Source organism: Cellulosimicrobium cellulans (assembly GCF_007679345.1).
GTDB lineage: Bacteria > Actinomycetota > Actinomycetes > Actinomycetales > Cellulomonadaceae > Cellulomonas > Cellulomonas cellulans_A.
The window spans coordinates 88,341-114,832 of sequence record NZ_VEGH01000003.1; the positions used below are offsets into that span (position 1 = coordinate 88,341).

25 protein-coding genes are annotated in these 26,492 nt (G+C 75.6%); 14 read left to right on the forward strand and 11 right to left on the reverse strand.

What is annotated here, in order from left to right:
• Nucleotides 1–119: 119 nt before the first annotated feature.
• Both FS882_RS04775 and FS882_RS04780 read right to left on the reverse strand, forming a co-directional pair.
• The gene (locus tag FS882_RS04775; RefSeq protein ID WP_158371443.1) at nucleotides 120–704 is read right to left on the reverse strand and encodes a Dps family protein; all 585 of its coding nucleotides are present in this window, start codon (nucleotides 702–704) and stop codon (nucleotides 120–122) included.
• Nucleotides 705–837: 133 nt separating this feature from the next.
• On the reverse strand, nucleotides 838–1,764 hold the full coding sequence (locus FS882_RS04780) for a DNA ligase (protein ID WP_262348105.1): 927 nt from the start codon (nucleotides 1,762–1,764) through the stop codon (nucleotides 838–840).
• Nucleotides 1,765–1,841: 77 nt separating this feature from the next.
• Here FS882_RS04780 and FS882_RS04785 point away from each other — a divergent pair, with 77 nt between their 5' ends.
• From FS882_RS04785 to FS882_RS04805, 5 genes are all read left to right on the forward strand, one after another.
• Nucleotides 1,842–2,885, forward strand: coding sequence for a Ku protein (locus tag FS882_RS04785; RefSeq protein WP_158371448.1), 1,044 nt, complete (start codon nucleotides 1,842–1,844; stop codon nucleotides 2,883–2,885).
• Nucleotides 2,886–2,888: 3 nt separating this feature from the next.
• Nucleotides 2,889–3,953, forward strand: coding sequence for a PHP domain-containing protein (locus FS882_RS04790; RefSeq protein WP_262348069.1), 1,065 nt, complete (start codon nucleotides 2,889–2,891; stop codon nucleotides 3,951–3,953).
• 140 nt (nucleotides 3,954–4,093) lie between these two features.
• Nucleotides 4,094–4,375, forward strand: coding sequence for an HU family DNA-binding protein (locus tag FS882_RS04795; protein ID WP_147796772.1), 282 nt, complete (start codon nucleotides 4,094–4,096; stop codon nucleotides 4,373–4,375).
• Nucleotides 4,376–4,520: 145 nt separating this feature from the next.
• The gene (locus FS882_RS04800) at nucleotides 4,521–4,943 is read left to right on the forward strand and encodes a Fur family transcriptional regulator (protein WP_154730203.1); all 423 of its coding nucleotides are present in this window, start codon (nucleotides 4,521–4,523) and stop codon (nucleotides 4,941–4,943) included.
• Nucleotides 4,944–4,978: 35 nt separating this feature from the next.
• Nucleotides 4,979–6,034 (forward strand): threonine aldolase family protein, encoded by a 1,056-nt coding sequence (locus FS882_RS04805; RefSeq protein WP_158371452.1) that lies wholly within the window; start codon nucleotides 4,979–4,981, stop codon nucleotides 6,032–6,034.
• Between the two features lie 207 nt (nucleotides 6,035–6,241).
• Here the strand turns inward: FS882_RS04805 and FS882_RS04810 are convergent, their stop codons facing one another.
• Together FS882_RS04810 and FS882_RS04815 are read right to left on the reverse strand one after the other, a co-directional pair.
• Entirely contained in the window at nucleotides 6,242–8,134 is a 1,893-nt protein-coding gene (locus FS882_RS04810) for a DEAD/DEAH box helicase (RefSeq protein ID WP_158371454.1), read from the reverse strand.
• Nucleotides 8,135–8,386: 252 nt separating this feature from the next.
• Nucleotides 8,387–8,803 (reverse strand): CoA-binding protein, encoded by a 417-nt coding sequence (locus FS882_RS04815; protein ID WP_158371457.1) that lies wholly within the window; start codon nucleotides 8,801–8,803, stop codon nucleotides 8,387–8,389.
• A gap of 132 nt (nucleotides 8,804–8,935) precedes the next feature.
• Here FS882_RS04815 and FS882_RS04820 point away from each other — a divergent pair, with 132 nt between their 5' ends.
• The 8 genes from FS882_RS04820 (at nucleotide 8,936) to FS882_RS04855 (ending at nucleotide 14,494) form a co-directional block, all read left to right on the forward strand.
• Entirely contained in the window at nucleotides 8,936–9,547 is a 612-nt protein-coding gene (locus FS882_RS04820; protein WP_158371459.1) for a CDP-alcohol phosphatidyltransferase family protein, read from the forward strand.
• Nucleotides 9,544–10,500, forward strand: a complete 957-nt coding sequence (locus FS882_RS04825) for a DUF881 domain-containing protein (RefSeq protein ID WP_262348070.1) — start codon at nucleotides 9,544–9,546, stop codon at nucleotides 10,498–10,500. The genes FS882_RS04820 and FS882_RS04825 overlap by 4 nt, the downstream gene beginning before the upstream one ends.
• A gap of 1 nt (nucleotide 10,501) precedes the next feature.
• On the forward strand, nucleotides 10,502–10,834 hold the full coding sequence (locus tag FS882_RS04830; protein WP_147796766.1) for a small basic family protein: 333 nt from the start codon (nucleotides 10,502–10,504) through the stop codon (nucleotides 10,832–10,834).
• Nucleotides 10,835–10,839: 5 nt separating this feature from the next.
• Entirely contained in the window at nucleotides 10,840–11,631 is a 792-nt protein-coding gene (locus tag FS882_RS04835; RefSeq protein ID WP_158371461.1) for a DUF881 domain-containing protein, read from the forward strand.
• A 122-nt stretch (nucleotides 11,632–11,753) separates the two neighbouring features.
• Nucleotides 11,754–12,272, forward strand: a complete 519-nt coding sequence (locus tag FS882_RS04840; RefSeq protein ID WP_158371464.1) for an FHA domain-containing protein — start codon at nucleotides 11,754–11,756, stop codon at nucleotides 12,270–12,272.
• Nucleotides 12,269–13,078, forward strand: a complete 810-nt coding sequence (locus FS882_RS04845) for a MerR family transcriptional regulator (protein ID WP_316043618.1) — start codon at nucleotides 12,269–12,271, stop codon at nucleotides 13,076–13,078. Before FS882_RS04840 ends, FS882_RS04845 begins: the two co-directional genes overlap by 4 nt.
• Nucleotides 13,079–13,196: 118 nt before the next feature.
• The gene (locus tag FS882_RS04850; RefSeq protein ID WP_158371466.1) at nucleotides 13,197–13,763 is read left to right on the forward strand and encodes a bifunctional nuclease family protein; all 567 of its coding nucleotides are present in this window, start codon (nucleotides 13,197–13,199) and stop codon (nucleotides 13,761–13,763) included.
• 149 nt (nucleotides 13,764–13,912) lie between these two features.
• The gene (locus FS882_RS04855; RefSeq protein WP_158371468.1) at nucleotides 13,913–14,494 is read left to right on the forward strand and encodes a MerR family transcriptional regulator; all 582 of its coding nucleotides are present in this window, start codon (nucleotides 13,913–13,915) and stop codon (nucleotides 14,492–14,494) included.
• Nucleotides 14,495–14,713: 219 nt separating this feature from the next.
• Here the strand turns inward: FS882_RS04855 and FS882_RS20855 are convergent, their stop codons facing one another.
• The 7 genes from FS882_RS20855 to FS882_RS04885 all read right to left on the reverse strand — a co-directional run bounded on the left by FS882_RS20855 (nucleotide 14,714) and on the right by FS882_RS04885 (nucleotide 25,214).
• Nucleotides 14,714–15,568, reverse strand: coding sequence for an endonuclease/exonuclease/phosphatase family protein (locus FS882_RS20855; protein ID WP_187365136.1), 855 nt, complete (start codon nucleotides 15,566–15,568; stop codon nucleotides 14,714–14,716).
• Nucleotides 15,565–18,990, reverse strand: a complete 3,426-nt coding sequence (locus FS882_RS20860) for a hypothetical protein (RefSeq protein ID WP_187365137.1) — start codon at nucleotides 18,988–18,990, stop codon at nucleotides 15,565–15,567. Before FS882_RS20860 ends, FS882_RS20855 begins: the two co-directional genes overlap by 4 nt.
• Complete coding sequence (locus tag FS882_RS04865; RefSeq protein WP_158371470.1) at nucleotides 18,983–19,828, reverse strand: hypothetical protein; 846 nt, start codon at nucleotides 19,826–19,828, stop codon at nucleotides 18,983–18,985. The genes FS882_RS20860 and FS882_RS04865 overlap by 8 nt, the downstream gene beginning before the upstream one ends.
• On the reverse strand, nucleotides 19,825–22,005 hold the full coding sequence (locus FS882_RS04870) for a glycoside hydrolase family 3 N-terminal domain-containing protein (RefSeq protein WP_158372051.1): 2,181 nt from the start codon (nucleotides 22,003–22,005) through the stop codon (nucleotides 19,825–19,827). Before FS882_RS04870 ends, FS882_RS04865 begins: the two co-directional genes overlap by 4 nt.
• A gap of 67 nt (nucleotides 22,006–22,072) precedes the next feature.
• On the reverse strand, nucleotides 22,073–22,972 hold the full coding sequence (locus FS882_RS04875; RefSeq protein WP_316043619.1) for a carbohydrate ABC transporter permease: 900 nt from the start codon (nucleotides 22,970–22,972) through the stop codon (nucleotides 22,073–22,075).
• Between the two features lie 2 nt (nucleotides 22,973–22,974).
• Complete coding sequence (locus FS882_RS04880) at nucleotides 22,975–23,925, reverse strand: carbohydrate ABC transporter permease (RefSeq protein WP_158371475.1); 951 nt, start codon at nucleotides 23,923–23,925, stop codon at nucleotides 22,975–22,977.
• A complete protein-coding gene (locus tag FS882_RS04885) occupies nucleotides 23,922–25,214 on the reverse strand; it encodes an extracellular solute-binding protein (protein WP_158371477.1) in 1,293 nt (430 codons plus the stop codon). The genes FS882_RS04880 and FS882_RS04885 overlap by 4 nt, the downstream gene beginning before the upstream one ends.
• A 186-nt stretch (nucleotides 25,215–25,400) precedes the next feature.
• Here FS882_RS04885 and FS882_RS04890 point away from each other — a divergent pair, with 186 nt between their 5' ends.
• A complete protein-coding gene (locus FS882_RS04890) occupies nucleotides 25,401–26,489 on the forward strand; it encodes a LacI family DNA-binding transcriptional regulator (protein WP_158371480.1) in 1,089 nt (362 codons plus the stop codon).
• Nucleotides 26,490–26,492: the final 3 nt, after the last annotated feature.

Below are 26,492 nucleotides of genomic sequence, written 5' to 3' on the forward strand. Positions count from 1 at the left end.
CCGCCGGCCCCCGGCGGGGCCCCGCACGCAGCACGAGGCCCCGGCCACCTCCTGGTGACCGGGGCCCCGGCGATCCGTGGGCCGCGTCGGGTCGGCGCCCGGCGCGGCCGTGCGGGGCGTCAGACCGTCGACGGGTCCTTCGCGGCGGCGCCGGCCTCGCGCGCCGACTCCTGCTCGCCCTCGGCGCCGGCGGTGCTGAGCTCGCCGCCCGCGTTCTCCAGGTGCGCCCGGACGAACCAGTGGAACAGCTCCAGCTCGTGCAGGTGGCCGACGAGCAGGTCGTTGGTCACGGTGTCGAGCTCCTCCGTGGCGGCGGCGGCCTCGCGGTGGTCGGTCACGACGCCGACGTAGACCTCGTTCAGCGCGCCGAGGTGCTCGATCGCACCCGCCCGGCCGATGGAGTAGTCGTCCCAGCTCCGGTCCTGGACCAGGGCGCCCGGGGTGCCCACCGGGGCGACGCCCAGGGTCGCGATCCGCTCGGCGATCTGGTCGACCATGGCGCGCACGGCGTCGACCTGCGGGTCGATCATCTCGTGCACCGCGATGAAGTGCGGGCCGGTGACGTTCCAGTGGATGTGCTTGAGCGTGAGCGCGAGGTCGTTGAGCGCGTTGAGGCGCTGCTGCAGGATCGCGGCGACCGTCCGGCCGTCCTCGACCGACAGCGACGGGACCGTGTACTTCGGGAGCTCCGTGCGGCGGACCATTCGTCTCCTCCTTGCGTCCTCGGCGCCCGACGGCGCCGGCTGGGACCCACGCTGCCCCAACCCTCGAGGTCGCGCAATCGCAGGTCGGACGGGGCGCGGGGGCGCCGCGGCCGGACCACGGGGACGAACCGGGTCAGACCTCCCAGGGGTCCGCGGCGGTGTCGTCCCGGCGACCGCGGAGCACCGGCTGGCGGAGCCGCCCCGACGGGGTCCGGGTGAGGTACCGGACGTCGAGCAGCACCCGCGGCTCGACCCAGATCGTGCCCCGCGCGTCGACCGGCTCCAGCCGCTCCGCGAACGGCGAGGTCGCCCGCTCGAGGGTCCGCAGCGCCGCCGTCAGGTCCCGGGCCAGGGCTCCCGCGAGCCCGCTGCCGGCGCGGCACAGGAAGTGCAGGTCGCCCCCCGCGTCCGGCGCGCCGAGCAGCACCGCCCCCATCCGGCCGCTGCCCGTCGTCTCCGGGCGCCAGCCGCCGATGACCGCGGTCCGCGTGCGGTGGTGCACCGCCTTGACCCAGTCGGCCGAGCGGCGGCCCGGCTGGTACGTCGACGCGGCCCGCTTGGCGACGACGCCCTCCAGGCCCTGGGCCCGGGTGGCCGCCCAGATCACGTCGCCGTCCTCGTACACCGGGGACAGCTGCACGTGCTCCGGCAGCGCGACCGTCTCCAGCGCGGCGCGGCGCTCGGTGAACGGCCGGCGGGTCAGGTCCTCGCCGGCGAGGACCGGCACGTCGAACACCAGGTAGCTCACCGGCACCCGGCGGGCGAGGGCGGCGGCCCGGGTGCGGTCCCGCACGTGCATCCGCTCGGCGAGGGCGGGGAACGACGGCACGCCGTCGCGCATCGCGACCACCTCGCCGTCCAGGACGGTGCCGGCGGGCAGCGCCGCCAGCGCGTCCAGCTCGGGGTACGCGAGCGCGGCGTCCCGGCCGTTGCGACCGAGCAGCCGGAGGCGGTCGCCCGTGGTGTCGGCGAGGATGCGCACGCCGTCCCACTTCACCTCGAACCGCCAGCCCGGGCCGTCGGGCAGGCGACCGGGAACGGCCACAGGGGTGGCGAGCATGGGCTGCACGGGTCCATCCTGCCCACAGCACGCGAAGTCGTCGCGGGGGAGCCGCCCCGCCGGGGAGGGTGGTCACTGTGCGCGCGATCTGGAAGGGCGCCGTCGCGTTCGGGCTGGTCAACGTGCCCGTGAAGCTGTACGCGGCGACGGGCGAGCACGAGGTGCCGCTGCACCAGGTGCACAAGAAGGACGGCGGCCGGATCCGGTACCGCAAGGTGTGCTCGATCGAGGACGAGCCCGTCGAGTACAGCGAGATCGCGAAGGGCTACGAGACCGACGACGGCCAGCTCGTGGTCCTCACCGACGAGGACCTCGAGCAGCTGCCGCTGGCCACCGAGCGCGAGATCGAGGTGATCGAGTTCGTGCCGGGCGACCAGGTGGACCCGATCCTGCTCGCCAAGACCTACTACCTCGAGCCGGACCGCACGGCCGCGAAGCCGTACGCGCTGCTGCGCGAGGCGCTGACCAGCACCGACCGGATGGCGGTCGTCAAGGTCGCGCTGCGGCAGCGGGAGTCGATGGCCGTGCTGCGCGTCCGGGACGACGTGATCTGCCTGCAGACGCTGCTGTGGCCGGACGAGGTCCGCGAGGCGGACTTCCCGATCCTCGACCAGGACGTCACCGTCAAGCCGCAGGAGCTGGCGATGGCGTCCTCGCTGGTCGAGTCCCTGGCCGGCGACTTCGACCCGTCGGGGTTCGAGGACCGGTACCGCGCGGCGCTCGAGCAGGTCATCGAGGCGAAGGTCTCGTCCGGCCGGACGCAGGCCGTGCCGCAGGCCGAGGAGGTCGGCGAGGGCGGCCAGCCCGCGGGCGAGGTGGTCGACCTGCTGGCGGCGCTGCAGCGCAGCGTGGAGAAGGCGCGCGGCGGCGGATCCGCCTCGTCGGCGGGGGAGGGCGCCGCCGAGGCGCCCGACGACGAGAAGCCCGCGAAGAAGGCGCCGGCACGCAGGTCCCGGTCGAAGGCCGCTGCCGCCGACGACGAGGCCGAGGCCGAGGAGAAGCCCGCCCGGAAGCCGGCCGCCACCCGGTCCCGGGCGAAGAAGGCCGACGACGAGAAGCCGGCCGAGCACAAGGCGGCCGACGAGAAGCCCGCGCGCACCCGGCGCAAGCGGGCGTCCTGACGCGTGGCGAGCGCACCCGGCGACGCCGCTTCCGTGCACGAGGCCGTCGTGGCCGCGCTCCGGCGCGCGGCGTTCCTGCTCGAGCGCGGCGGCGCGACGTCGTACCGTGCCGACGCGTTCCGGGCCGCCGTCCGCTCGCTGGAGCGCACGGGCCCCGACGAGGTCCGGGCGCGGCTCGCCGCGGGCACGCTGACCGATCTGCCGGGCGTGGGCGCCCGCACCGCCGAGGTGGCCGCGGACGCCGCGGCGGGCGGACCCGTGCCGTACCTGCTCGACCTGGAGCAGAAGTACCCGGCGGCCCAGCCGACCGGCGACGGCGCCGCGCTCCGGGCGGCCCTGCGCGGCGACCTGCACGCGCACACCGAGGCCAGCGACGGCTCGACCACCGCGCAGGAGATGGTGCTGGCCGCGATGGAGCTCGGGCACGAGTACCTGGCGATCACCGACCACTCGCCCCGGCTCACCGTGGCCAACGGCCTGTCGCCCGCGCGGCTGCGCGCCCAGATCGAGCAGATCGAGGCGCTCAACCGGGCGATCGCGCCGTTCCGGGTGCTGACGGGCATCGAGGTCGACATCCTCGACGACGGCTCGATCGACCAGGAGCCGGACCTGCTGGACCGGCTCGACGTCGTGGTGGCCTCGGTGCACTCGAAGCTCCGGATGGACGCCGCGTCGATGACCCGCCGGATGCGCGCCGCCGTCGCGAACCCGCGGGTCGACGTGCTGGGCCACTGCACCGGCCGGCAGCTCACCGGCAAGCGGCAGCGGCCGCAGAGCGAGTTCGACGCGGCGGCCGTGTTCGCCGACTGCGCGGAGCACGGCGTCGCCGTCGAGGTGAACTGCCGCCCCGACCGGCTGGACCCGCCGCACGCGCTCCTCGACGTCGCGGTCGACGCCGGCTGCCTGTTCACGATCGACACCGACGCGCACGCGCCGGGGCAGCTGTCGTGGCAGCCGGTGGGCTGCGACCGGGCCGTCGCGCACGGCATCGGACCCGACCGGGTGCTCGACGCGTGGCCGCTCGACACCCTCCTGACGCACCTCGGAGGCCGCAGAGTCGCTGCCTGAGCGACACACCGACCGCGTGGCGATGCGGAGAAGCGCGCTGCCTGCCGTTATGGTCGTCCGCGTCGGTCCGCCGGAAGCTGACGCCCCACGCAGGCGCCGAGCGGCCCGCGCACCCAGTTCGAACACATAGGAGCACATCCGTGAGCGTGAACCGCACCGAGCTCGTCCAGGCCATCGCCGCCAAGGCCGGGCTCACCAACACCGCCGCCGACGCGGCCCTCAAGGCCTTCCAGGAGGTCCTGGTCGAGCAGCTCAGCGCCGGCGAGAGCGTGACCATCCCGGGCCTGCTCGCGGTGTCCCGTGCCGACCGTGCCGCGCGCACCGGCATCAACCCGCAGACCGGCGAGAAGCTGGACATCCCGGCCGGCTTCCGCGTGAAGCTCACCGCCGGCAGCGCCCTCAAGCGCGCCGTCGCCAACTGAGCGACACCGCAGCACCGCACGCGAGCCGGGGACCCGACGGGTCCCCGGCTCGCGGCGCGCCCGGGAACGGATCGCCCACCCGCGCGCGTTGAGTAGCATGGTCCGCCGTCCCGCCGAGGGGCGCGCGGAGGAGGGAGCACGCACGATGGCCGTCACGCAGCGCACCACGAAGCAGCGCACCGAGATCCTCGGGCTGCTCGACGACCTCGACGAGTTCCGCTCCGCCCAGCAGCTGCACGACCTGCTGCGGTCCCAGGGGTCGACCACCGGCCTGGCGACCGTGTACCGCGCGGTGCAGGCGCTCGCCGACGCGGGCGACGTCGACGTGCTGCGCTCGCCGGACGGCGAGGCCGTGTACCGCCGCTGCGTGCGGCGCAGCCACCACCACCACCTGGTCTGCCGCTCCTGCGGCAAGGCCGTCGAGATCGACGGTCCCGGCGCCGAGGCGTGGGCCGAGCAGGTGGGCGCCGCGCACGACTTCTCCGACGTCGAGCACACCATCGAGCTGCTCGGCACGTGCGCCGAGTGCCGCGCCCGCCAGGCCGCCGAGGCCGCCGCGACCCGCTGACCGGGGTACCCGCCGGAGTGGGGGAGGATGGGCGGGTGGACAGACTGCACGACCCCGCCCGGCACGACTTCGCCTCCGACAACTACGCCGGGGTGCACCCGGAGATCCTCGCGGCCCTCGGGACCGCCAACGACGGGCACGTCCCGGGCTACGGCGCCGACCCGTACACCGAGCACCTGCAGGACGTGCTCCGCGGCCACTTCGGCGCCGACGCGACCGCGTACCCGGTGTTCAACGGGACCGGCGCGAACGTGGTCGCCCTGCAGACGATGCTCCCGCGGTGGGGCGCGGTGATCTGCGCCGAGACCGCGCACATCAACACCGACGAGAACGCGGCCCCCGAGCGGGTCGGCGGGATCAAGCTGCTGACGGTCCCGACGCCCGACGGCAAGCTGACCCCGGAGCTCGTGGACCGGCACGCGCACGGCTTCGGCGACCAGCACCGCGCCCAGCCCGGCGTCGTCTCGATCACCCAGGCCACCGAGCTCGGCACGGTGTACTCGCCGGACGAGATCCTGGCGATCACCACCCACGCGCACGCCCTCGGCCTGCGGGTGCACCTCGACGGCTCGCGGCTCGGCAACGCCGCCGCGGCGCTCGACCTCCCGATGCGCGCGCTGACCACCGACGTCGGCGTCGACGTCGTGTCCCTCGGCGGCACCAAGAACGGCATCCTGTTCGGCGAGGCGGTCCTCGAGCTGACCCCCGGGTCGACGCCGGGCATCGCGTTCCAGCGCAAGGTCGACATGCAGCTCGCGTCCAAGATGCGGTTCGTGTCGGCGCAGCTGATCGCGCTGTACGAGGGCGACCTGTGGCTGCGGTCCGCGCGGCACGCCAACGCGATGGCGCAGCGGCTGCGGGCCGGCGTCGAGGCCGTGCCGGGCGTGCGGGTCACGCAGGCGACGGACGCCAACGCCGTGTTCGCCGCGCTGCCGGCGGGGGTCGCGGACGCGCTGCGCGAGGTGCGGCGGTTCTACGACTGGAACCGCGCCACCGGCGAGGTGCGCTGGATGTGCGCGTTCGACACCACCGAGGCGGACGTCGACGCGTTCGTCGCGGCGGTCGGCCGCGCGGCGTCCGCGGCGGCCTGACCCGCACGTCGTGGGCCGCCGCCCGCGCTCGAGGCCGCCCGCGTCCGCGGCGAGATAGGACGTGCGCGCCGAGATAGGACCGCAGACGGCCCTATCTCGCCGGGGCGGTCCTATCTCGGCGCTGGGGCGCGGGCGTCGGGTGTCCGGCGGGCGCGACACGCGAAGGGGCCCGGCACCGTGGTCGGTGCCGGGCCCCTTCGTCGCGGGTCAGCGCGGGGTGGCCGAGCGGCGCGGGCGCGAGTCCCGGCCGCCGAAGTCCCGGCCGCCCTCGCGGGAGCCGTAGCCGCCGTCGCGCGAGCCGTAGCCGCCCTCGCGGGCGCCGTCCCGGCCGGTGCGCGGGCCGTGGTGCGCCGGGCCGCGGGACGCGCCGCGCTCCGGACGGCTCGCGGCGCGCGGGCCCTCGTCCACGCGGATGCGCAGCGGGCGGCCGGCGACGCGCGCGCGGCCGATGCGGTCGAAGGCCTCGGGGGACAGGCCCGCGGGGATCTCGACCAGCGAGAACGTCGAGAAGATGTCGATCTTCCCGAGGTCCTTGCCGGTGAGGCCGCCCTCGTTCGTCAGCGCGCCGACGATGCCGCCGGGCTGGACGCCGTCCTTCGAGCCGACCGCGAGGCGGTAGCGCGGGCCGCCGCTGCTCGGGCGGGCGGCGCTGCGCGGGCGGCCGCCGTCGGCGCCGTCCCGGCGGGGGCCGCCGCGCTCCGGCGCGAGGTGCGCGCGGGACAGCGCGTCGTCCAGGTCGTCGCCCTCGGTCGGGCGGGGCGCGGGGCCCTCGTCGCCGACGGCCAGGGCGGCGAGCACGGCGACCAGGTCGCTCGCGTCGACGTCCGGGTGCGCGGCCAGGAACTCCGCGGCGGCGGTCCGGTACAGGTCCAGGCGGCCGACCTCCCGGCGCGCAGGCACCCGGGCGAGCAGGGCGGCGACGCGGTGCGCCGACACGTCCGCCGGCGACGGGATCTGGATCTGCTCGAGCTGCTGGCGGGTGGTCCGCTCGATCGCCCGGAGCTTGCCGTTCTCGTTCGGGGTGACGAAGGTCAGCGCCTCGCCGGTGCGGCCCGCGCGGCCGGTGCGGCCGATGCGGTGCACGTAGGCCTCGGGCTCGCCCGGGACGTCGAAGTTCACGACGAGCCCGATGCGGTCGATGTCGAGGCCGCGCGCCGCGACGTCGGTCGCCACGAGGACGTTGATCGCGCCGGAGCGGACGCGCTCGACGATCTTCTCCCGGTCGCCCTGCGCCACGTCGCCCGAGATGTAGGCGGCGGCGACGCCCCGCTCGACGAGCGAGACGGCGACGTCCTCGGCCGCGCTGCGGGTGCGCACGAACACGATCGCCGCGTCGGCGTCGGACACCGCGAGCACGCGGGCCAGGGCGCCCGCCTTGTGCCGGAACGGCACGACCGCGTAGGTCTGCCGGACGCTCGACACGGTGGACGACTGCCGGGCCACGGTGATCTCGACCGGGTCGGTGAGGTGCTGCGCGGCGACGCGGCGGATGGCCGGCGGCATGGTCGCGGAGAACAGCGCGACCTGCTTGGAGGCGGGGGTGGCGGAGGCGATGCGGTCGACGTCGTCGACGAAGCCCATGCGGAGCATCTCGTCGGCCTCGTCGAGCGCGAGGAACCGCACCGCGTCCAGCTTCAGGGAGCCGCGGTCGAGGTGGTCGATGACGCGGCCGGGGGTGCCGACGACGACCTGGGCGCCGCCGCGCAGCGCGCGCTGCTGCGGCAGGTACGGCGAGCCGCCGTAGACGGGGACGACCTCGAGGCCGGGCATCTTCGACGCGAACGACTCGAGCGCCTCGGCGACCTGCATGGCGAGCTCGCGGGTCGGGGCCAGCACGATCGCCTGGACCTCGCGGAGCTCCGGGTCGACCGCGGCGAGCAGGGGCAGGCCGAACGCGGCCGTCTTGCCGGTGCCGGTCTGGGCCACGCCGGTGATGTCGCGGCCGGCCAGCAGGGCGGGGATGGCCTCGGCCTGGATGGCGGTGGGGGTGGTGAAGCCGAGCCCGAGGACGGCCTCGCGCAGCGGCGCGGGCAGGTCGAGGTCGGCGAAGGTGAGGGCGGGGGCGGTCTCGGGCAGGGCAGGGTCGAGCACAGACGTCATGGAGGACAGCACCGTTTCGTGTCGCTGGGGGGAGCTGTGGGCCGCCCGGGTTCCGGTCGGCCACGCGGTCGCACTCCCACACCCACACATCACGAGGCCGCCACGTCAGGAACAGGGGGTGGGGCCTCGGCACGCACATCACGGGACACTGCGACTGACTCCGAGTGCCACCAGTCTACCGGCGACGGCGCCCGGACGGGCGGACGGGGCGCGGTGACCTCCGGCACACGGCTCCTCGCGGGGCAGGGCGGCTCACCCCAGCCCGAGCCGCCGCCCCTCGATCGCGGGGCAGGTGTCCATCACGACGTCGAGCCCCGCCGCCGCCGCCCGCGCCGCGGCGGCCTCGTCGACCACCCCGAGCTGCAGCCACACCGCGCGCGCCCCGACGGCGATCGCCTGGTCGACGACGTCGCCGGCGAGGGTCGAGTTCACGAAGACGTCGACGACGTCGACCGGTCCGTCGACCTCCGCCAGGGTCCGCACGCCGGTCGCCCCGTGCACCGTCTCGGCCCGGGGGTGCACGGGCACGACGGTCTGCCCGAGGTCCTGGAGGTAGGCGGCGACGCCGTAGGCCGCGCGCGCCCGGTTGGTGGACAGGCCGACGACGGCCCAGGTGGCGGGCGTGCGGAGCAGGCGGTCGATCACGGCGGGGTCGTTCACGTGGGCCATGCCGCCAGCGAACCACGGCCGGGGCCGCGTCGCGCGGGACCCGACGCGGCCGGGGGCGCGGGGTGACCCGGGCAGCGGTCCCCACCTGCGTAGGATGTGGCCGGTCGATCGGGTGTGCGAGGCGGGAGAGCTGTGGCAGAGCGGGACGTGGTGAGCGACCGCGTCCTCACCGTGCCGAACGTGATCAGCCTCGTGCGGCTGCTGATGGTGCCGGTGTTCGCGGTGCTGATCGCGGCGGGGCACGACGGCTGGGCCCTCGGGGTCCTCGCGGTGTCCGGCGCCAGCGACTGGCTCGACGGCGTGCTCGCGCGCCGGCTCGGGCAGGTGTCGCGGCTCGGCCAGGTGCTCGACCCGGCGGCGGACCGGCTGTTCATCCTCGTCACGCTGCTCGGGCTCGCGGCCCGCGGCGTCGTGCCGTGGTGGCTGGTCGTCGTGCTGCTGGCCCGCGAGGCGATGCTGCTCGTGATGCTGGTCGTCCTGGCGCGGCACGGCTACGGCCCGCTGCAGGTGCACCTGGCGGGCAAGGCGGGGACGTTCGCCCTGCTGTACGCGTTCCCGCTGCTGCTGCTCGCGCACTGGGGCGGCATCGTCGGCGACCTGGCGTCCGTGCTCGGCTGGGCCTGCGCCTGGTGGGGCGTCGGTCTGTACTGGTTCGCCGGCGCGCTGTACGTGCGCCAGGCGTGGGTGCTGCTGGGGCGGCGCGGCGGCGCGGACGCGGGTGAGCCCCGCACGGTGGCCGCGTGACGGACCCCCGCCCGGGGGACCGACCCGGCCGGGGCCCCGCGGGGAGCCCGGCGTGGCGTCGTCCGGACGCCTCGATGTCGCTGCTGACCGAGGTGACCCAGCACCCGCTGGACCCCGAGTACCGGGAGGCCGCGGAGCGCCGCGCCGCGGCCGGCAGACCCCGGCGCCGGGGCGGGGTCGGCACGGTGGCGGTGGCCGCCCTGGCGGTCGCCCTCGGTGCGGCGACCACCTGGTCGGTCCTCGCGCTGCGCGCCCCGCAGCCGTCGGCGATCGCCGCGCGCGAGGTGCTGGCCGGTCAGATCACCGAGCGGAGCGCCGAGGTGGACCGGCTGCGCGAGCGCAGCGGCGCGCTGTCCGACGAGATCGCGGTGCTGCAGCAGCAGGCGCTGTCCGGGGTCGACGCGCCGCTGCTCGACCGGCTCGCCGTCGACTCCGTGGCGTCCGGCGCGACGGCGGTGACCGGCGACGGCCTGCGGATCACCCTGCAGGACGCCGACACGGACGACGACGACCCGAACGGCCGGGTCCGCGACTCCGACCTGCAGCTCGTGGTCAACGGGCTGTGGGCCTCGGGCGCCGAGGCGGTCGCCGTGAACGGCGAGCGCCTGGGCCCGACCACCGCGATCCGCACCGCCGGGGACGCGATCCTGGTGGACGTCGTGCCGCTGGTCGGGCCGTACACGGTCGAGGCGATCGGCGACCCGCAGGGCATGCAGACCGCGCTCGCGCGCACGTCCGGCGGGCAGCTGCTCGCGGTGCTGCAGTCCACCTACGGCATCCCGACCCGCGTGTCGTCGCAGCGGGACCTGCACCTGCCCGCCGCCGGCACGGTGACGCTGCGGTCGGCGCGGCTCCCGGAGGGCGTGCCGGTCCTGCCCGGCGCGGCGCCGTCGGCGACGGGTTCCGCGTCGCCGTCGGGCACACTGTCCACGGACGAGAACGAGGGGGACTGAGTTGATCGCGGTGATCGGCCTGATCGTCGGCGTGGTGGCGGGCCTGGTGCTCGAGCCCACGGTGCCGGCGGCGCTGCAGCCCTACCTGCCGATCGCGGTGGTCGCGGCGCTGGACGCGCTGTTCGGCGGCTTCCGGGCCGTGCTCGACGGGCTGTTCGACGACCGGGTGTTCCTCGTGTCGTTCCTGTCGAACGTCGTCGTGGCCGCGCTGATCGTGTTCCTGGGCGACCAGCTCGGCGTCGGCTCGCAGCTGTCCACCGGCGTGGTGGTCGTGCTCGGCATCCGGATCTTCTCCAACGTGGCCGCGATCCGGCGGCACCTGTTCAAGGCGTGACGGACGTGAGCGGCACCGGCCCCGAGGACACGACGCCGTCCGCCGGCACGCCCGGCCCGGCGGCGCCCGGCCCGGTCCGCGGCTGGCGCGCCCTGGGGCCCGCGCTGCGCCCGCGCGCCACCCGCGCCCAGGCCCTGACCGGCGTGCTGTGCGTCGCGCTGGGCTTCGCCATCGCCGTCCAGGTGCGGCAGACGGACACCGAGAGCCTGACGGTCATGCGGGAGTCCGAGCTGGTGTCGCTGCTGGACCAGACGACCCGCCAGGCCGACGACCTGCAGCAGCAGGTGACCGAGCTGGAGCGCACCCGCACCGAGCTGCAGTCCGCCGGGTCCAGCCGCGAGGCGGCCCTCGAGGCGGCGACCCGGAGCGCGGCCGCGCAGGGCATCCTGTCCGGCCGGCTGCCCGCGGAGGGCCCCGGGATCACGGTGACGGTGTCGGACCCGTCCCGCTCGGTGTCCGCCCTGACGCTGCTCAACCTGCTGGAGGAGCTGCGCAACGCGGGCGCCGAGGCGATCCAGCTCAACGACCAGCGCCTGACCGCGTCGTCCTACGTGCTGGGCACCGACGACGGCATCGAGGTGGACGGTGCGCCGGTGGCGCCGCCGTACCGGTGGGTCGCGATCGGGGAGCCCGGCACCATGTCGACCGCGCTGGCGATCCCCGGCGGGGCGGTCGCCAAGGTGCAGATCGACGGGGGGACGGCGACGGTGTCGACCGAGGACCTCGTCGAGGTCACCGCCACCCGCGACGTGCCGGACCCGCAGTACGCCGAGCCGGAGGCCTCCGGCGACGGCTGAGCACCACCCGCCCGGGTGCCGACACCCGGTCGGCGGGGTGTGCGCAGGTCCTCCGGGCGCATAGGCTGTCCGGGACCCCGGTGCAGGTCGGGGGCGCGGATGAGCAGGTCTGGGAGGGTGTCATGAGCGACGAGCAGCAGGTGCCGGGCGGCGAGCCGCGCCCGGCCGCGCCCGACGGGGCGCCCATCTCGGCGGCTCCCGACACCACCATCAGCTTCGGCTCGCTGGGCGCGCTGGACGCCGAGCCGGCGGGCCCGGTCGGCCTCACCGCCGAGCAGGCCGCGGCCGTGCAGGCGCTGCCGCGCACCTCGGCGCTGCTCGTGATGCAGCGGGGGCCGAGCTCCGGGGCCCGGTTCCTGCTCGACGCCGAGCGGACCGTCGCCGGCCGCAGCCCGAGCGCCGACATCTTCCTGGACGACGTGACCGTCTCCCGCAAGCACGCCGAGTTCGTCCGCGAGCTCGACGACTTCGTGGTGCGCGACGTCGGCTCCCTCAACGGCACGTACGTGAACCGGGAGCGGATCGACTCGGCGGTGCTGCGCGCCGGCGACGAGGTCCAGATCGGCAAGTTCCGGATGACGTTCCACCCCAGCCCTGCGGCACGGCAGGGCGGCGCCCAGCCCGCCGGTCCGGCGCAGTGAGCGCTGCCCGGTCCGCCCGGCGCGCGGACGCGGGCCCGGACGTCGCCGGCGGCGCCGCGCACCCCGCGCCCGGCGCGGCGGCGCCGTCCGGCCAGGACGCGCCCGGCCCGTGGCCGCGCGGGCTGTCCCGGCAGGCGAGCATGCGGATCTCCGACGTGCTCGCCGCGCTGCGGATCGAGTTCCCGGCGGTGACGAACTCCAAGCTGCGGTTCCTCGAGGAGCAGGGCCTGGTCGAGCCGGTGCGCACGCCCGCCGGCTACCGGCAGTACAGCCCGGCGGACCTGGAGCGGCTGCGGTACGTGCTGCGCGAGCAGCGGGACCGGTACGTGCCGCTCAAGGTGATCGGCGAGCGGCTGGCCGCGCTGGACGCCGGCGAGGAGTCCGAGCCGGTCTCGCTCGTCGTGACCGAGGACGGCGTGCCGCGCTCGGGGGCGGGCGACGCGCGCTACACCACCGCCGCGCTGGCCCGGGAGGCCGGGGTCGAGGAGCAGCTCGTCGCGGACCTGGTGCAGGCGGGCGTGCTGCGCCCGTCGGCGTCCGGGCACCTGGACGCGTGGGCGAAGGACGTGGTGCAGGCCGCTGCCGCGCTCGCCGAGCACGGCCTGGAGGCCCGGCACCTGCGTGCGTTCCGGAGCGCCGCCGACCGGCAGGTCGACATGGTGGAGACGGTCGTGGCGCCGTGGCGCGGTCAGTCGTCGCCGTCGGCGCGCGGCCGTGCGAGCACCGTGGCGGCCGAGGTCGGCGAGCTGTGCACCCGCCTGCACACCGCGCTGGTGCGCGCGGGCGTGGCGGACCTGGCGCCCTGACGCGACCGGCGGGACCCGTGGACGGTCCGCTACGCGGGTCGCACGCCCGCCCGGTGCGCACGCCCGCCCGGTGCGCGCGCCCGGTGCACGGTGCGCCCGCTCGTCGTAGCGTGGACGCATGCACGAGGACGACCTGGTCCAGCTCGAGGTGCTCGGCGTGCGCCGCCACCCGGGCGACGACGAGCTCGTCGTGCTGCTGCTCGAGCCGGTCGGCGAGCTGATCGTGCCGATCGCGATCGGCCCCACGGAGGCCGGCGCGATCGCGACCGCCCAGGCGGGGGTGGTCCCGCCGCGGCCGATGACCCACGACCTGCTCCGGGACGTGCTGATCTCCCTGGACGTGCGCGTGGTGCAGGTCGAGATCACCGAGCTCGTCGGCGGGGTGTTCCACGCGGCGCTGGTGCTGGGGGAGCGGCGGACGCGGGTGGACGCCCGCGCCTCGGACGCGATCGCGCTGGCGGTGCGGGTCGGCTGCCCGGTGCTGTGCGCGACGGACGTCCTGGCGGAGGTCGGCATCGAGGCGGCGCCGGTGTCCCCGGAGGAGGCAGACGAGGCCGCCGCGGGCAGCAGCCCGGACGAGCAGGTCGCGCAGTTCCGGCAGTTCCTGGACCACGTCTCGCCCGACGACTTCGAGCGCGGGGAGCCGGGCGGGAGGGACCGAGGTTCAACCTCAGGTGGAGGGTAAGACACGCCGTGCGCGACACGCCGGGCGCGGTGGGCGTGGCGGTCGTTGACCGCCCCCGGCGGCGGCCCTAGCGTGGCACCCAGAACAGCACAGCACTGCATCTCCCGACACGCCGCCCCGGCGCGCGGGCGCGACGAGTGGAGGACCCCGTGACCGGCACCGAGCAGACGGCGGAGGCGGCAGGCGCCGTCCCGCAGCGGGCGCAGGGCCTCCTGTTCGGCGACGAGCTGCCGGACCTCGACGTCACGACCGGCTACCGCGGCCCGACCGCGTGCCGCGCCGCCGGCATCACCTACCGCCAGCTCGACTACTGGGCCCGCACCGGGCTCGTCGAGCCGTCGGTCCGCCCGGCCACCGGCTCGGGGACGCAGCGGCTGTACTCGTTCCGGGACATCCTGGTGCTCAAGGTGGTCAAGCGGCTGCTCGACACCGGCGTCTCGCTGCAGCAGATCCGCGCGGCCGTCGGGCACCTGCGCGAGCGCGGCGTCGACGACCTCGCCCAGATCACGCTGATGTCGGACGGCGCCAGCGTCTACGAGTGCACCTCCGCCGACGAGGTCATCGACCTGGTGCAGGGCGGCCAGGGCGTGTTCGGCATCGCGGTCGGCCGGGTCTGGCGCGAGGTCGAGGGCACGCTCGCGCAGCTGCCGACCGAGCGCGCCGAGGACGAGGGCGTCGCCCACGCGCACGACGAGCTCGCGGAGCGGCGCCGGGCGCGCACCGCGGGCTGACGCCGCCACGACACCGGGACGGCCCGGACCCCGCACCGGGGTCCGGGCCGTCGCCGTGCGCGAGGCGGTCCACCACGCGGGCGTGGCGGGTGGCCCCGGGCGGCCTCCGGCGGGCTCCGGTGGGCTTCGGTGGAGCGTCCGGCCGGACACGCCGGCGCGTGTCGGGCCGAACGCTCCACTCGTCCCCACCCGACGCCGGGCGCGCGGGACTGGTCCCGATCAGGCCGTGGCCGGGGCGGGGAGACGCAGGGTCGCCACGACCGGGTCGTGGTCCGACGGGTGCCGGCCGCCCGGGCGGGCGTCCAGGACGGCGTACGCCTCGACCGGGACGTCCGGGCTCACCAGGACGTGGTCGATCCGCTGCCGCACGGCGCCGGGACCGGGCTCGGGACCGTCCGGGTCGAGCAGCTCGGTGAACGTCGTCGGCGGCCCGGTCGGCGGGGTCGCGCTGACCGCACGCGCGTCGACGAGCGCGACCCTCGCCGCCGGGCCGTCACCCCGGTCCGCGACGCCGCCGCCCGGCGCCCCGCCCAGCAGCACCTCCAGCGGCTCCGACCCCGGCTCGGCGTTGAGGTCCCCGGTGAGCACGACCGCCGCGCCGCCCGCGCCGAGCGCCGCCGCCCGCGCCCGCAGCAGCCGCGCCGACTCCGCCCGCGCCCGCGTCCCCTCGTGGTCGAGGTGCGCGTTCAGCAGCGCGAACGCCGATCCGGTCGCGCGGTCCCGCAGGCGCGCCCACGTGCACAGCCGGCGGTACCGCGCGTCCCAGCCCGTGCTCGGCACGTCCGGGGTGGGGGAGAGCCAGAAGTCCCCGGTCTCCTCCACCGCGACCCGCGCGGTCCGGTACAGGATCGCCGCGTGCTCGCCGGTGCCGTCCCCGTCCCGCGACCCGCCCACGGCGGCGAACCCGGTCCCGTCGGTCAGCGCCGCGAGGTGCGCGGCCGTGCCCTCCTGCGTGCCGAGCACGTCCACGTGGTCCAGCACGGCGCGGACCAGCGGCCGCCGGTCGTACGTCGCCGTGGCCGGCCAGTGGGCGACCCACAGGTTGTACGTGCCGACCCGCAGCGCCGCGGTCACAGCCGGGTGCCGGCCGGCGTCGTCACCTCGAGGACCCGGGCGCCGTCGAGCAGCGCCAGGTCCACCGCGGCGCTCGCCCACCGGTACGGGTGCGGCACCGGCGTCGCCGCGGCGACCCGGCCGTCGACCCGGACCTCGACCGCCGTGGCGGCCGGGTCGACCCGGTAGCGCACGGTCCGGCGGGCGCCGGCGAGGTCGAGCGCGACGGTCAGCCCGTCGTCCTCCGGCGCGAGCGTCGGACCGACGACCAGCACGTCGTGCCGCTCCTCCAGCCCGAGCAGCCCGTGCAGCACCTGCCGCAGGTAGATGCCCGGCCCCGAGGAGTACACCCGCCAGCCGTCGGCGGTGGGCACCTCGCCGGTGCGCAGCCGCTCGAAGTCCCGCGCGGCGGCGTACCGGTCGGGGAACGCCGCGTCCGAGGACGACGTGTAGCAGGTGCGCTGCCGGGGCAGGGCGCTCGGGACGCGCTCCCGCATCCCGATGGGCGACAGCCGCAGCAGCTCGTCGCCGACGCCGGCGCGCCCGAGCGCGGCCAGCGCCTCCGCCCACCGGATGTGCGCGTGCGCGTACATCAGCCCGACCTCGCGCCCGAAGAACGCCGCCTGCTCGGCGCGGCGGAAGGACTCCGTCTCGCCGTCGGCGAACCGCGTGGGGCGGTCGGTCAGCCGCACGCCGTCGGGGAACAGCAGGTGCTCGCGGATGATCGCCTCGTGCCGGTCGGCGCCGTCCTGGTCGAGCACCCCCGCCAGCACCAGCTGGGTCATCGGGATCAGCCGGTAGGTCAGGCCGGTGGAGGTGTCGCGCGGGTGGATCACGGGTGTGGCCACGCCGTCGGCGACGGTGACGAACCCGGCCGCGACCCCGTCCGGCAGCATGTGCCGGCGCAGGTCGGCGGCGACCGCGGCGCCCAGGGCGTCCAGCCGGGCGACCAGGTCGGCGGCGCCCGGCGCCGCCCGCAGCTGCTCGGCGGCCAGGCCGAGCGACTGCACCGCGAGGGCGGTGGTCCAGGTCGACGCCATCGAGGCGCGCATCTCGGAGCGGGCCGGCTGCAGGGTGTCGTCCCAGTCGCCGTCCCCGTACGCGGGCAGGGAAGTGCCGGGGACGAGGTCCGTCTCGAGGTGGCGGAGCAGCGCGTCGACGTGGTCGGCGACGGTCGCGTGCTCGCCGGTGCGGAACGGCACCGCGGCGCCGAGCACCCCGACGTCGCCGGAGGCCCGCAGGTACTGGCCGAGCGCGAACAGCGGCCAGTGCACGACGTCGCCGTGGGCGTGCGCCTGGTAGATCTCGGCGTACTCGTCGAACATGAACCACTGCGGGAACGTGCCGTCCGTCGCCTGGGCACCGAGCACCCGCAGCACGACGTCCCGGCAGGCGTCGAACCGCCCGGCCGCCAGCAGCAGCTCGAACGGGCCCTGGCAGACGTCGCGGGTGCCCCAGGCCGCGCCCTGGTACTGCTCCAGGCCGTGCGGGACCAGGTAGTGCACCCGTGCGTCGTTGGCCCACCAGGGCAGCAGCGTCCCGAGCTCGGCGAGCCGGGAGCCCGCCGCCACGGTCAGCCCGCGGGTCAGCCGGGCCAGGGTGGCGCGGTGACCGGCGGCCTCGCGCGCGGTGTCCAGCCCCGCGGCGACGACCTCGGCCGCGCGCCCGGCGCTCGCCCCGCCGTCGCGGTCCGCCATGGTCGCGACGCGCAGCGGGGCGCCCGGGCCCGCGGTGCCGCGCACGGTGACCACCGAGGTGCCGCGCGGCCGGCCGTCCGCGAACAGCGGGTCGTCGCCGGCGACGTCCGCGCCCGGGGTCGCGGCGAGCACGTACGCCAGGCCGGGGTGGTGGTCGCGGGTGGGCGTGCCCTCGTCGGCGGTGAGGACGACGGCGCCGTCCTGCGCGCGGGCGTGCCACGCGCCGCCGCCGAGCTCGACCTCGGTGCTGACCAGGACGGCCAGCGGTGCGGTCGCGGCGATCTCGAGCAGCAGCGCGTCGCGGTCCGAGGCGGCGACCGTGCGCACCTCGACGCGCACCCCGTCGAGCGCGTAGACCCAGCGGGCCTCGCCGACGTCGAGCACGAACGCCGACGGCGCGCCGAGCATCCGCCACGCGCCGTCGACCTCCACGAGCACCCGGACGCCGTTCGCGCGCAGCAGGTTGAGGTGGTTGCGGTGCACGGTCGTGAACGTGTCGAACGTGGTGTTGCCGAGGACGGTGTGCGAACCGACGACGCCGTGCGCGTAGACGGTGGTCGACAGCACCGGCCGGTCCGGGCTCAGCGCGTCCCCGGCCAGCAGCACGTGCCCGTGCGGGCGGACCAGGTCGAGGTCCTTCTCGCCGCGGACGACGTGCACGCCCGCGGGCGTGAAGTACGACAGCACGCGTCCCGCGGCGTCGCGCTCGACGTGCCGGGCCCCGTCCCCGAGGGCGAGCAGGGCGTCGTCGGTCAGCGGCGCCCCGCCGAGCAGCGGAGCGGTCGCGAGCAGCGAGCGCGCGGCCAGGGCGTCGCCGTCCGGCCCGACGGGGTCGCCGGCGCGGTCCGCGGCGTCCGCGCGCGCGTCCGCCAGTCCCATCAGTCCCGGCACCTCCGCCGTGAGCTCGGGCAGCGCGTCCAGCATCGACCCGCGGCGGTCGTCCCAGTACCGGCCCACGACGTGCAGCACCAGCGGCTCGGCGAGCGCCGACGGCCGGGACAGCAGGCCCGCCATCGCCATCTCGTGCTGCCGCACCCGGTCGGGCCAGGGCGCGCCGGAGAGGAACGCGGGCGTGCCCCCGGCGCGCGCCGCCGGGCCGTAGAGGTCGAACCCGTCGGTGCCCGCCGCGGCGGACCCCTCGGCGACCGCCAGGGCGAACAGCGGCAGCACCGGCGCCGAGGTCATCGTCTGCCGGGACAGCACGACCGTCCCCAGCGCGGCCTCCTCGGCGAGGCGGTGCGCCACGTACTGCGCGACGTACGGCTCCGAGGAGGACGCCGCCTGCGCCGGGGCGAGGGACAGGTCCTGGAGCGCGGCGACGTCCCAGGTCGCGCCGGCGAGCGGGTCGGGGCCGCCCGCGGGCGCCTCCGCCCGCGCGAGCGCCACCCGCCACACCAGCGCCGTCCGGTCGGGGTCGAGCACGAGGTCCGCGGTCCAGGCGACGCCCAGGCCGGCGCCGGTCCAGCGCACCGAGCCGGACCCGGCCCGCCAGGTCGCGCCGGAGCGGCTGCCGGTGAGCGGGACGTGCGCGACGGCACCGTCGGCCGCGGTCCGGCGCAGGAACAGCCCGGCGATGCCGGCGTCGTGCACGCCGATCCGGTACTGGTTCACGAGGCGGTCGCCGGGTGCGGCGATCTCGGCGACGTCACCGGCGGGGGTGATCCGGACGGCGAGGCCGCCGCCCGCGTCCACGGTGCGGGTGCGGTCGGTCCGGTCGCGGTGCAGGCGGGTCAGGGTGTCAGGCATGTCGGGGTCCCCGGGGGTCGAGCGGTCGGGTGGTCGTCGTCGGACGGGCGTCGGCGGTCAGGAACCGCGCGACCGCGTCGCGCAGCATCCCGGCGGTGGTGCGGTACCAGAGCCACACCCACACGCCGCCGAGCAGGACGAGGAGCAGGTCGGAGGCCGCGGCCGCCACGGCGACCGCCCCCGCGAGGAGCGCCAGCGTCCCGAGCGAGGCGCGCCACCGCGCGACCAGGTAGTAGGCGCCGGCCTGGAGCGCGGCGGGCAGCGGCAGGCGGAAGAAGGTGCGCAGCGCGAGGGCGTGCAGGGCCACGACGAGCAGCAGCACGCCGGCGCCGGGGGCGAGCCCCGCGACGAGGGCGGGCACGCCGGACTCCCGCGCGCCGGCACCGACGGTCGCGACGAGCGCGCCGAGCAGGCACACGGGCAGCGCGACGGCGGCCGCGTCGCGCCAGCCGAGCCGGTAGCCCCGCCCGAAGGCGCGCACCAGCGGCACCCGCACGTCGACGTAGTGCTCGCGCACCGCGTACAGGCCGGCGGACAGCGCCGGACCCGCCGGGACCGCGGCGAGGGCGACGAGCCAGGCGAGCGACGGGTCGGGGCGCAGCAGCAGGCCGAGTGCGACGAGCGGCAGGTTCGCCGCCGCGAGCAGCGCCGCGAGGCCCGCGCCCCAGGCGAACGCGGTGACCGCGCGCCCGAACGGGCCGTCGCCGACCTCGTCCCCGCGGCGCCGGCCCGGCTGGGCGGGGTCGCGGTCGGCGGGCGTGACGGGGAACGTCGTCGGGTCGACGGGGTGCTCGGCGGGCGGCAGCCCGTCCGTGGCGCCGTCGGCGGCGGCGCTCACGACCCCGCCCCGGCCACGACCGCGAACCCCGCGCGGAGCAGGTCCCGCGGCCGGCTGCTCGGTCCCACCAGCAGCTCGAAGCCGCCCGGCTCGACCACGCGCCGCCCGGCGGCGTCGACGATCGTGCAGTCCGCGGCCGGCACGGCGAGCGGGACCCGGGTGCTCTCGCCCGGCGCGAGCTCGACCTGCGTGTAGGCCTTCAGCTCGCGGTCCGCCCAGGACGCGGACGTGACCAGGTCGCGGACGTACACCTGCACGGTCTCCAGCGCGGGGCGTGCACCGGTGTTCGTGACCGTCACGTGCGCCCGCACCACGTCGTCCGCCGTCACCTCGGGGGTGTCGACGGTGAGGTCGGCGTACGCGACCGTGGTGTAGGACAGGCCCTCGCCGAACGCGAACGCCGGGTCCTGCGTGAGGTCGGCGTAGCGGACCCCGTGCTGGCCCCGGACCTGGTTGTAGTAGATCGGCTGCTGGCCGACGTGCCGGGCGAACGAGATCGGCAGCCGGCCGCTGGGCTCGACGCGCCCGAGCAGCAGGTCCGCCAGCGCGCGGCCGCCGGTCATCCCCGGGTGGGCCGCCCAGACCAGCGCGTCGGCGGCGAGGGCGGACGGCGGCAGCACCATCGGCTTCGACGCCTGGAGCACGACGACGAGCGGCGTGCCGGTCGCCGCGACGGCGTCGAGCAGCGCGATCTGCCCGCCGAGCAGCTCGAGCGTCGCGGTCGAGGTGCCCTCGCCCACGAGCTCGATCCGGTCGCCGACCACGGCCACCACGACGTCCGCGTCCCGCGCCGCGGCGACCGCCGCGTCGAGCTGCGCGGGGTCCACCGGCGCGGGCGCGACGACCCGCGGACGGGGCTGGCCGTCGGGGAAGAACGGCCCCTCGGGGTCGTCCTCGTGCGTGAGGATCTCGGCGCCGGGGGAGTACGTGACGGTCCAGCCGTCCGGCACCCCGTCGCGCAGCCCGTCCAGCACCGTGGTGATCATGTCCCGCGGCTGGCCGTGCGCCATGTGCCCGACCTGGCCGGAGGAGCCGGCCCAGTCACCGAGCTGGGTCTGCGGGTCGTCGGCCAGCGGGCCCACCACGGCGACGGTCCGGGGGCGGTCGCCTCCGAGCGGCAGCAGCCCCTCGTTCCGCAGCAGCACCAGCGACCGCCGGGTGAGCTCCAGGTTGAGGTCCTGGTGCGAGCCGATCACCGCGCCCATGGTCGCGAGGTCGGGCCGCCGGCGGTCCTCGAACAGCCCGAGCTCGAACTTGAGCGTGAGGATCCGGGACACCGCCGCGTCGAGGTCGGCCTCGGCGATGAGCCCGCGGGCCACCGCCTCCTGCGCGCCCTCGAAGAACCCCGCCGTCGTCATGATCATGTCGTTGCCGGCCCGGACGGCTGCGGCGGACGCGTGCACGTGGTCGGGCTGCACCTGCTGCTCCCAGACCATGCGCCCGACGTTGTCCCAGTCGGTGACGAGCATGCCGGTGTAGCCCCACTCGCCCCGCAGGACGTCGGTGAGCAGCCAGTCGTTCACGGTGATCGGGACGCCGTCGATCGTCTGGTACCCCAGCATGAACGTGCCGCAGCCCTCGCGGGCCACCCGCTCGAACGGCGGCAGGAACCACGACCGCAGCTTCCGCGGCGACAGATCCGCCTCGGACGCGTCCCGGCCGCCCTGGGTCTCCGAGTACCCCGCGAAGTGCTTCGCGGTCGCGAGCACCGCCGTGGGGTCGGCCAGGCCGTTCCCCTGGTACCCGCGGACGGCCGCGCTGGCGAGCTCGCCGATGAGGAACGGGTCCTCGCCGAACGTCTCGTTCACGCGCCCCCAGCGCAGGTCGCGGGCGACGCAGAGCACGGGGGAGAAGGTCCAGTGCAGGCCGGTCGCCGCGGCCTCGACCGCGGTGGCCCGGGCCATCCGCTCCACCAGGTCGGGCGACCAGGTGGCCGCCATGCCGAGCTGGGTCGGGAAGATGGTCGCGCCGTCGCAGAACGAGTGCCCGTGGATGGCGTCCTCGCCGATCAGCAGCGGGATGCGCAGCCGGGTCTGCTCGGTCAGGTCGTGCGCCTCGAGGACCAGCTCCGGCGAGGCGTGCAGGACCGAGCCGACGTGCTTGTCCAACACCTGCTCCTTCAGGCCGTCAGGGGCCGACAGCTGCATCATCTGCCCGACCTTCTCCGCGAGCGTCATGCGCGCGAGCAGGTCGGCGACGCGGTCGGCGACGGGCAGGGCGGGGTCGAGGTAGTCCACGGTGCTCCTACTTGATGCCGGTCATGGCGATGCCCTGCACGAAGTGCTTCTGCATGGCGATGAACACCGCGAGCACGGGCACGATGATGAGGACCGAGCCGGCCATCTGGAGGCCGAACTCGGCGCCCTTGTCGCCGGTCGGGCTGGTGTACAGCGCCAGCGCCACGGGCAGGGTGTACAGCGAGTCCCGCTGGGACACGATGAGCGGCCACAGGAAGCCGTTCCACGAGCCCATGAACGTGAAGATCGCGAGCGTCGCGAGCGGCGCGCGGCACAGCGGCATGACGATCCGGGCGAAGATCCGGAACTCGCCGGCGCCGTCGATGCGGGCCGCGTCGAGCAGGGAGTCGGGGATCTCGAGCATGAACTGCCGCATGAGGAAGACGCCGAAGGCGCCCACCATGCCGGGCAGGATCATGCCCCAGTAGGTGCCGACCATGTTGAGGTTGGCGACCAGCACGAACTGCGGGATCAGCGTCACGATGCCCGGCACGAACATGGTCCCGAGGACGACGGTGATCAGCACCTTCTTGCCCGGGAACTCCAGCTTGGCGAGCGCCCAGCCGACCATCGAGCAGAACAGCAGCGTGGTGGCGACGGAGACGACGGCCAGGAAGACCGAGTTCAGGAAGTACCGCGTCATGTCGAACTCGAAGAACCACGCGCGGAAGTTGTCGAGCGTCGGCGCCTGCGGCCACCAGGTGATGGGCCGGCGCATGATCTCGGCGTTGGTCTTGAACGCGCCGAGGATCATCCACACGAACGGCAGGAGCGTCCCGGCGAGGCCGACCGACAGGACGGCGAGCAGGGCGATCCTGCCGGGCGTGACGCGGCGACGGCGGCGCCGGACGACGGGCGCGATCGGCACGGCGGTCGTCGCCGGCGCGAGGGGGGTCGAGGTGCTCATGGTCATGTCCTCTGCCGGAAGAACCGGAACTGGATGATGGCGAAGATGCTGATGATCGCGAACAGCACGTACGCGCCGGCCGCGCCCACCGAGTAGTTGCCCCACTGGAACTGGTTGAACACGTACAGGGCGATGGACGTCGTCGACTGCAGCGGACCGCCGTTGGTCATGACGAAAGGCTCGTCGAAGAACTGCATGAAGCCGGTGGTCGTGAGGATCGCGTTGAGCAGGATCGTCGGCATCATCATCGGGATGGTGATGCGGAAGAACCGCTGGACCGTCGTGGCGCCGTCCATCATCGCCGCCTCCTTGACGTCGGAGGGGATGGCCTGCAGGCCGGCGAGGAAGATCACCATGCTCGACCCGATGCTGCGCCACACCGCCATGAGGGTCAGGGCGGGCAGCGCGGTGCGGGTGTCGCCCAGCCAGTTCGGGCCGTCGATCCCGATGTCCGCGAGCAGGGAGTTGATCAGGCCGTTCGGCTGGTACATGATCCGCCACACCACCGCAACGGCGACGATGGTCGTCACCACCGGGGTGTAGTAGCCGACCCGGAAGAACGTCGCCGCCCGGCGGCCGAGCGAGTTCAGCATGACCGCGAGCACCAGGGCCGAGAACAGCGACAGCGGCACGCCGACCACCACGAAGCCGAGGGTGTTCCGCAGGGCCCGCAGGAACGTCGTGTCGGACAGCACCTCCGCGAAGTTCGACAGTCCGACGAAGTCGACGGCGAACGGGGTGCGGATGTCGTTGACCCGCAGGTCGGTGAAGGCCATCCCGAACGAGCTCACCAGGGGGACGAGCCCGAACACGCCGAACGACAGCACGAACGGCGCCGCGAACAGCCAGGCGATCAGGGCGGTCCGGCGCCGCCGGGCGGCCAGGGACACGGACTTCCCCGGCCGCCGCGACGTCGCGGGCGGCGTGCGCCGCTGCGTGGTGGTGCTGGTCACCAGCCGAAGCCGATCTGGTCGGCCTGGTCCTGGATCGCCTTCGCGGCCTCCTCAGAAGTGACCTCGCCGTGCGCGACCCGCTCGGCGTAGATGCCGATCTGCTCGGCGATCTGCGACCACGACGGGTAGCTCGGGGTCTCGACGGTGTTCGGCATCTGCTCCTTGAGCACCGACATCACCGGGCTGTCGTCGATCGGCGCGTACTCCGCCGACTCGACGCGCGACGGGAACGAGCCCGCGAGGTCGAACAGCGTCTTCTGCTGCTCGTCCTCGAGCAGCCACTGCAGGAAGGCCCAGGAGGAGTCCTGGTTGTCCGAGGACGCGAACACGCCGAGGTTGCCGCCGCCGATGTAGGAGTCGTTGTTGGCGGGGCCGGACGGCAGCGGGACGTACCCGATGGAGTCCTCGGTGAAGCCCTCGGGCGCCGCGCCGGTGTCGATCAGGTCCTGGTACGTGCCGACCATCCACGGACCCGAGATCAGCAGCGGGGAGCCGCCGTTCTCGAACGTGGCCTCGGTCTCGGACAGCGGCGCCTCGCCGCGGTCGAAGAAGCCCTTGTAGAAGTCGAGCGCCTCGACGAACTCCGGGGTGTCGAAGGTCCAGGCGTCGCCGTCGGTGACCGAGCCGCCGGCCTGCGACAGGAACGGCACGATGACCTGCGCGGGGTTCTCGATCGGGCGCGGCAGGCTCAGGCCGTACTCGCCGCCAGGGCGCGAGGCGAGCGCGCCGCTCAGCTCCTCGAGCTCGTCCCAGGTGGTCGGGGCGTCGTACCCGAGCTCGGAAGCCAGGTCGGCCCGGTAGAACAGGAACCGGGTCTCGACGTACCACGGCACCGAGTAGAGGCCGTCCTCGCCGGTCACCGAGGCGACCGCGGCGGGGTAGAAGTCGTCCTCGGCGAACACGCCGTCGGGCACGGGTGCGAGGCCGCCCATCGCGATGACCGAGGCGGTCTGGTCGGCGCCGGTCATCACGATGTCCGGGCCGGTGCCGGAGGCGACGGCGGTCTGGTTCATCGTGATGATCTCGCCCCAGGGGACCTCGGTGACCTTGATGGACGCCTCGGGGTTGTCCTCGGTGAACTGCTCACCCAGGGTGCGCAGCGCGTCGCCGTTGCCGGCCGCCGCCCAGATTTCGATCTCCCCGGTGGCCTCGTCGGCGACGGTGCCGGCCTCGGCCGCGCCACCGCCCCCGCCGGTGTCGTCGGACCGGCCGCAGGCCGCGACCGGCGCGAGGGCCAGGGTGGTGACGGTCGCGGCGACGAGGGCGCGCCGGACGGTACGTCGGGTCATGTGTTCCTCCTTGAACGGGGGTCTGCGCCCGCGCCACGGCGCGCGGACCGACCTGCCCCAGCACGGGTCCGAAAGCGTGTAATGCGCTTTACAAGAACCGGAATCTAAGCGTGTAGACTGGCGCTGTCAACCCGGTCCCGGGGCGTGGCCGAGCGTCGGCCGCCACTCGATGTCGAGGAGTTCCGCGTGGCACGCCGCCCCACCGTCTACGACGTCGCCGAGCGCGCCGGGGTGTCGATCACGACCGTGTCCTTCGCGTTCCGGCAGCCCGGCCGGGTCGCATCCGCCACCCGGCGCGCGGTCCTCGACGCGGCCCGCGAGCTGGGCTACGTCCCGTCCGCCAGCGCCCGCGGCCTGGCCCGGGGCGCCACCGGGGCGTTCGGGCTGTACTCGTTCGACATGATGCTCGCCGACGCCGACGGGTCCGCCGCGCCGGTGCCGCTCGAGGCCGCGGCGGTGCCCGAGGGCGACCCCCGCGTCTTCCCGCTCTACGTCGACGAGGTCGAGCGCGGGTTCGCGCTGGAGTGCCGGGAGAACGGGCGCGCCCTGCTGCTCGCCTCCGGGGCGCCGAGCGGCGCGGCGATGTACGACATCGCCGGGCGGGTCGACGGGCTCGCGATCTTCCCCGGCACGCACAGCCTGGACGCGGTGCACGCCATCGCGCAGTCCGTGCCGCTCGTCGCGTTCAGCACCCCCGGCTCGGACGCGTCGTTCAGCCACGTCGCGGTGGACAACCGGGCGGCGATGACCGGCCTGGTCGAGCACCTCGTCGGCGTGCACGGGGTGCGGGACCCGGCGTTCGTGGGCGAGGGGTCGATGTACGACTTCGCCGAGCGGCTCGCCGGGTTCCGGGACGCCGTCGCGGCGCTGCTGCCGGACGCGCCGCGACCGGGGCCGGCGCACGAGGGGCTCGCGTCCCCGGAGTGGCTCGCCGCGCTGACCGACCTGGCCGCCACCGACCGGCTGCCCGAGGCGCTGGTCTGCCAGAGCGACCAGGCCGCGCTCGTGGTGCTGGACGTGCTGGCGGAGCACGGCGTCGACGTGCCGGGGCGCGTCCGGGTCACCGGGTTCGACGGCATCCTCGCGGGCCGGCTGTCGACCCCGGCGCTGACGACCGTCCGGCAGCCGTTCGAGCACATGGGCCGGACCGCCGTGCGGCTGCTGCAGGAGCGGGTCGCGGACCCGGCGGCGGCGTCGCAGTTCCGGACGCTGCCGACCCGGCTCATCCCGCGCGCGAGCTGCGGCTGCGCCGGTGGGGAGCCGGCGGCCGGCTGACCG

Excerpts from the sequence above, each read along its gene's own strand:
- FS882_RS20860 (WP_187365137.1), bottom strand. The coding sequence starts at position 18,990 with ATGCCTGACACCCTGACCCGCCTGCACCGCGACCGGACCGACCGCACC.
- FS882_RS04810 (WP_158371454.1), bottom strand. The coding sequence starts at position 8,134 with ATGACGTCTGTGCTCGACCCTGCCCTGCCCGAGACCGCCCCCGCCCTC.
- FS882_RS04875 (WP_316043619.1), bottom strand. The coding sequence starts at position 22,972 with ATGAGCACCTCGACCCCCCTCGCGCCGGCGACGACCGCCGTGCCGATC.
- FS882_RS04885 (WP_158371477.1), bottom strand. The coding sequence starts at position 25,214 with ATGACCCGACGTACCGTCCGGCGCGCCCTCGTCGCCGCGACCGTCACC.
- FS882_RS04870 (WP_158372051.1), bottom strand. The coding sequence starts at position 22,005 with ATGACGCTCGCGGAGAAGGTCGGGCAGATGATGCAGCTGTCGGCCCCT.
- FS882_RS04780 (WP_262348105.1), bottom strand. The coding sequence starts at position 1,764 with ATGCTCGCCACCCCTGTGGCCGTTCCCGGTCGCCTGCCCGACGGCCCG.
- FS882_RS04775 (WP_158371443.1), bottom strand. The coding sequence starts at position 704 with ATGGTCCGCCGCACGGAGCTCCCGAAGTACACGGTCCCGTCGCTGTCG.
- FS882_RS04800 (WP_154730203.1), top strand. The coding sequence starts at position 4,521 with ATGGCCGTCACGCAGCGCACCACGAAGCAGCGCACCGAGATCCTCGGG.
- FS882_RS04850 (WP_158371466.1), top strand. The coding sequence starts at position 13,197 with ATGCACGAGGACGACCTGGTCCAGCTCGAGGTGCTCGGCGTGCGCCGC.
- FS882_RS04815 (WP_158371457.1), bottom strand. The coding sequence starts at position 8,803 with ATGGCCCACGTGAACGACCCCGCCGTGATCGACCGCCTGCTCCGCACG.
- FS882_RS04840 (WP_158371464.1), top strand. The coding sequence starts at position 11,754 with ATGAGCGACGAGCAGCAGGTGCCGGGCGGCGAGCCGCGCCCGGCCGCG.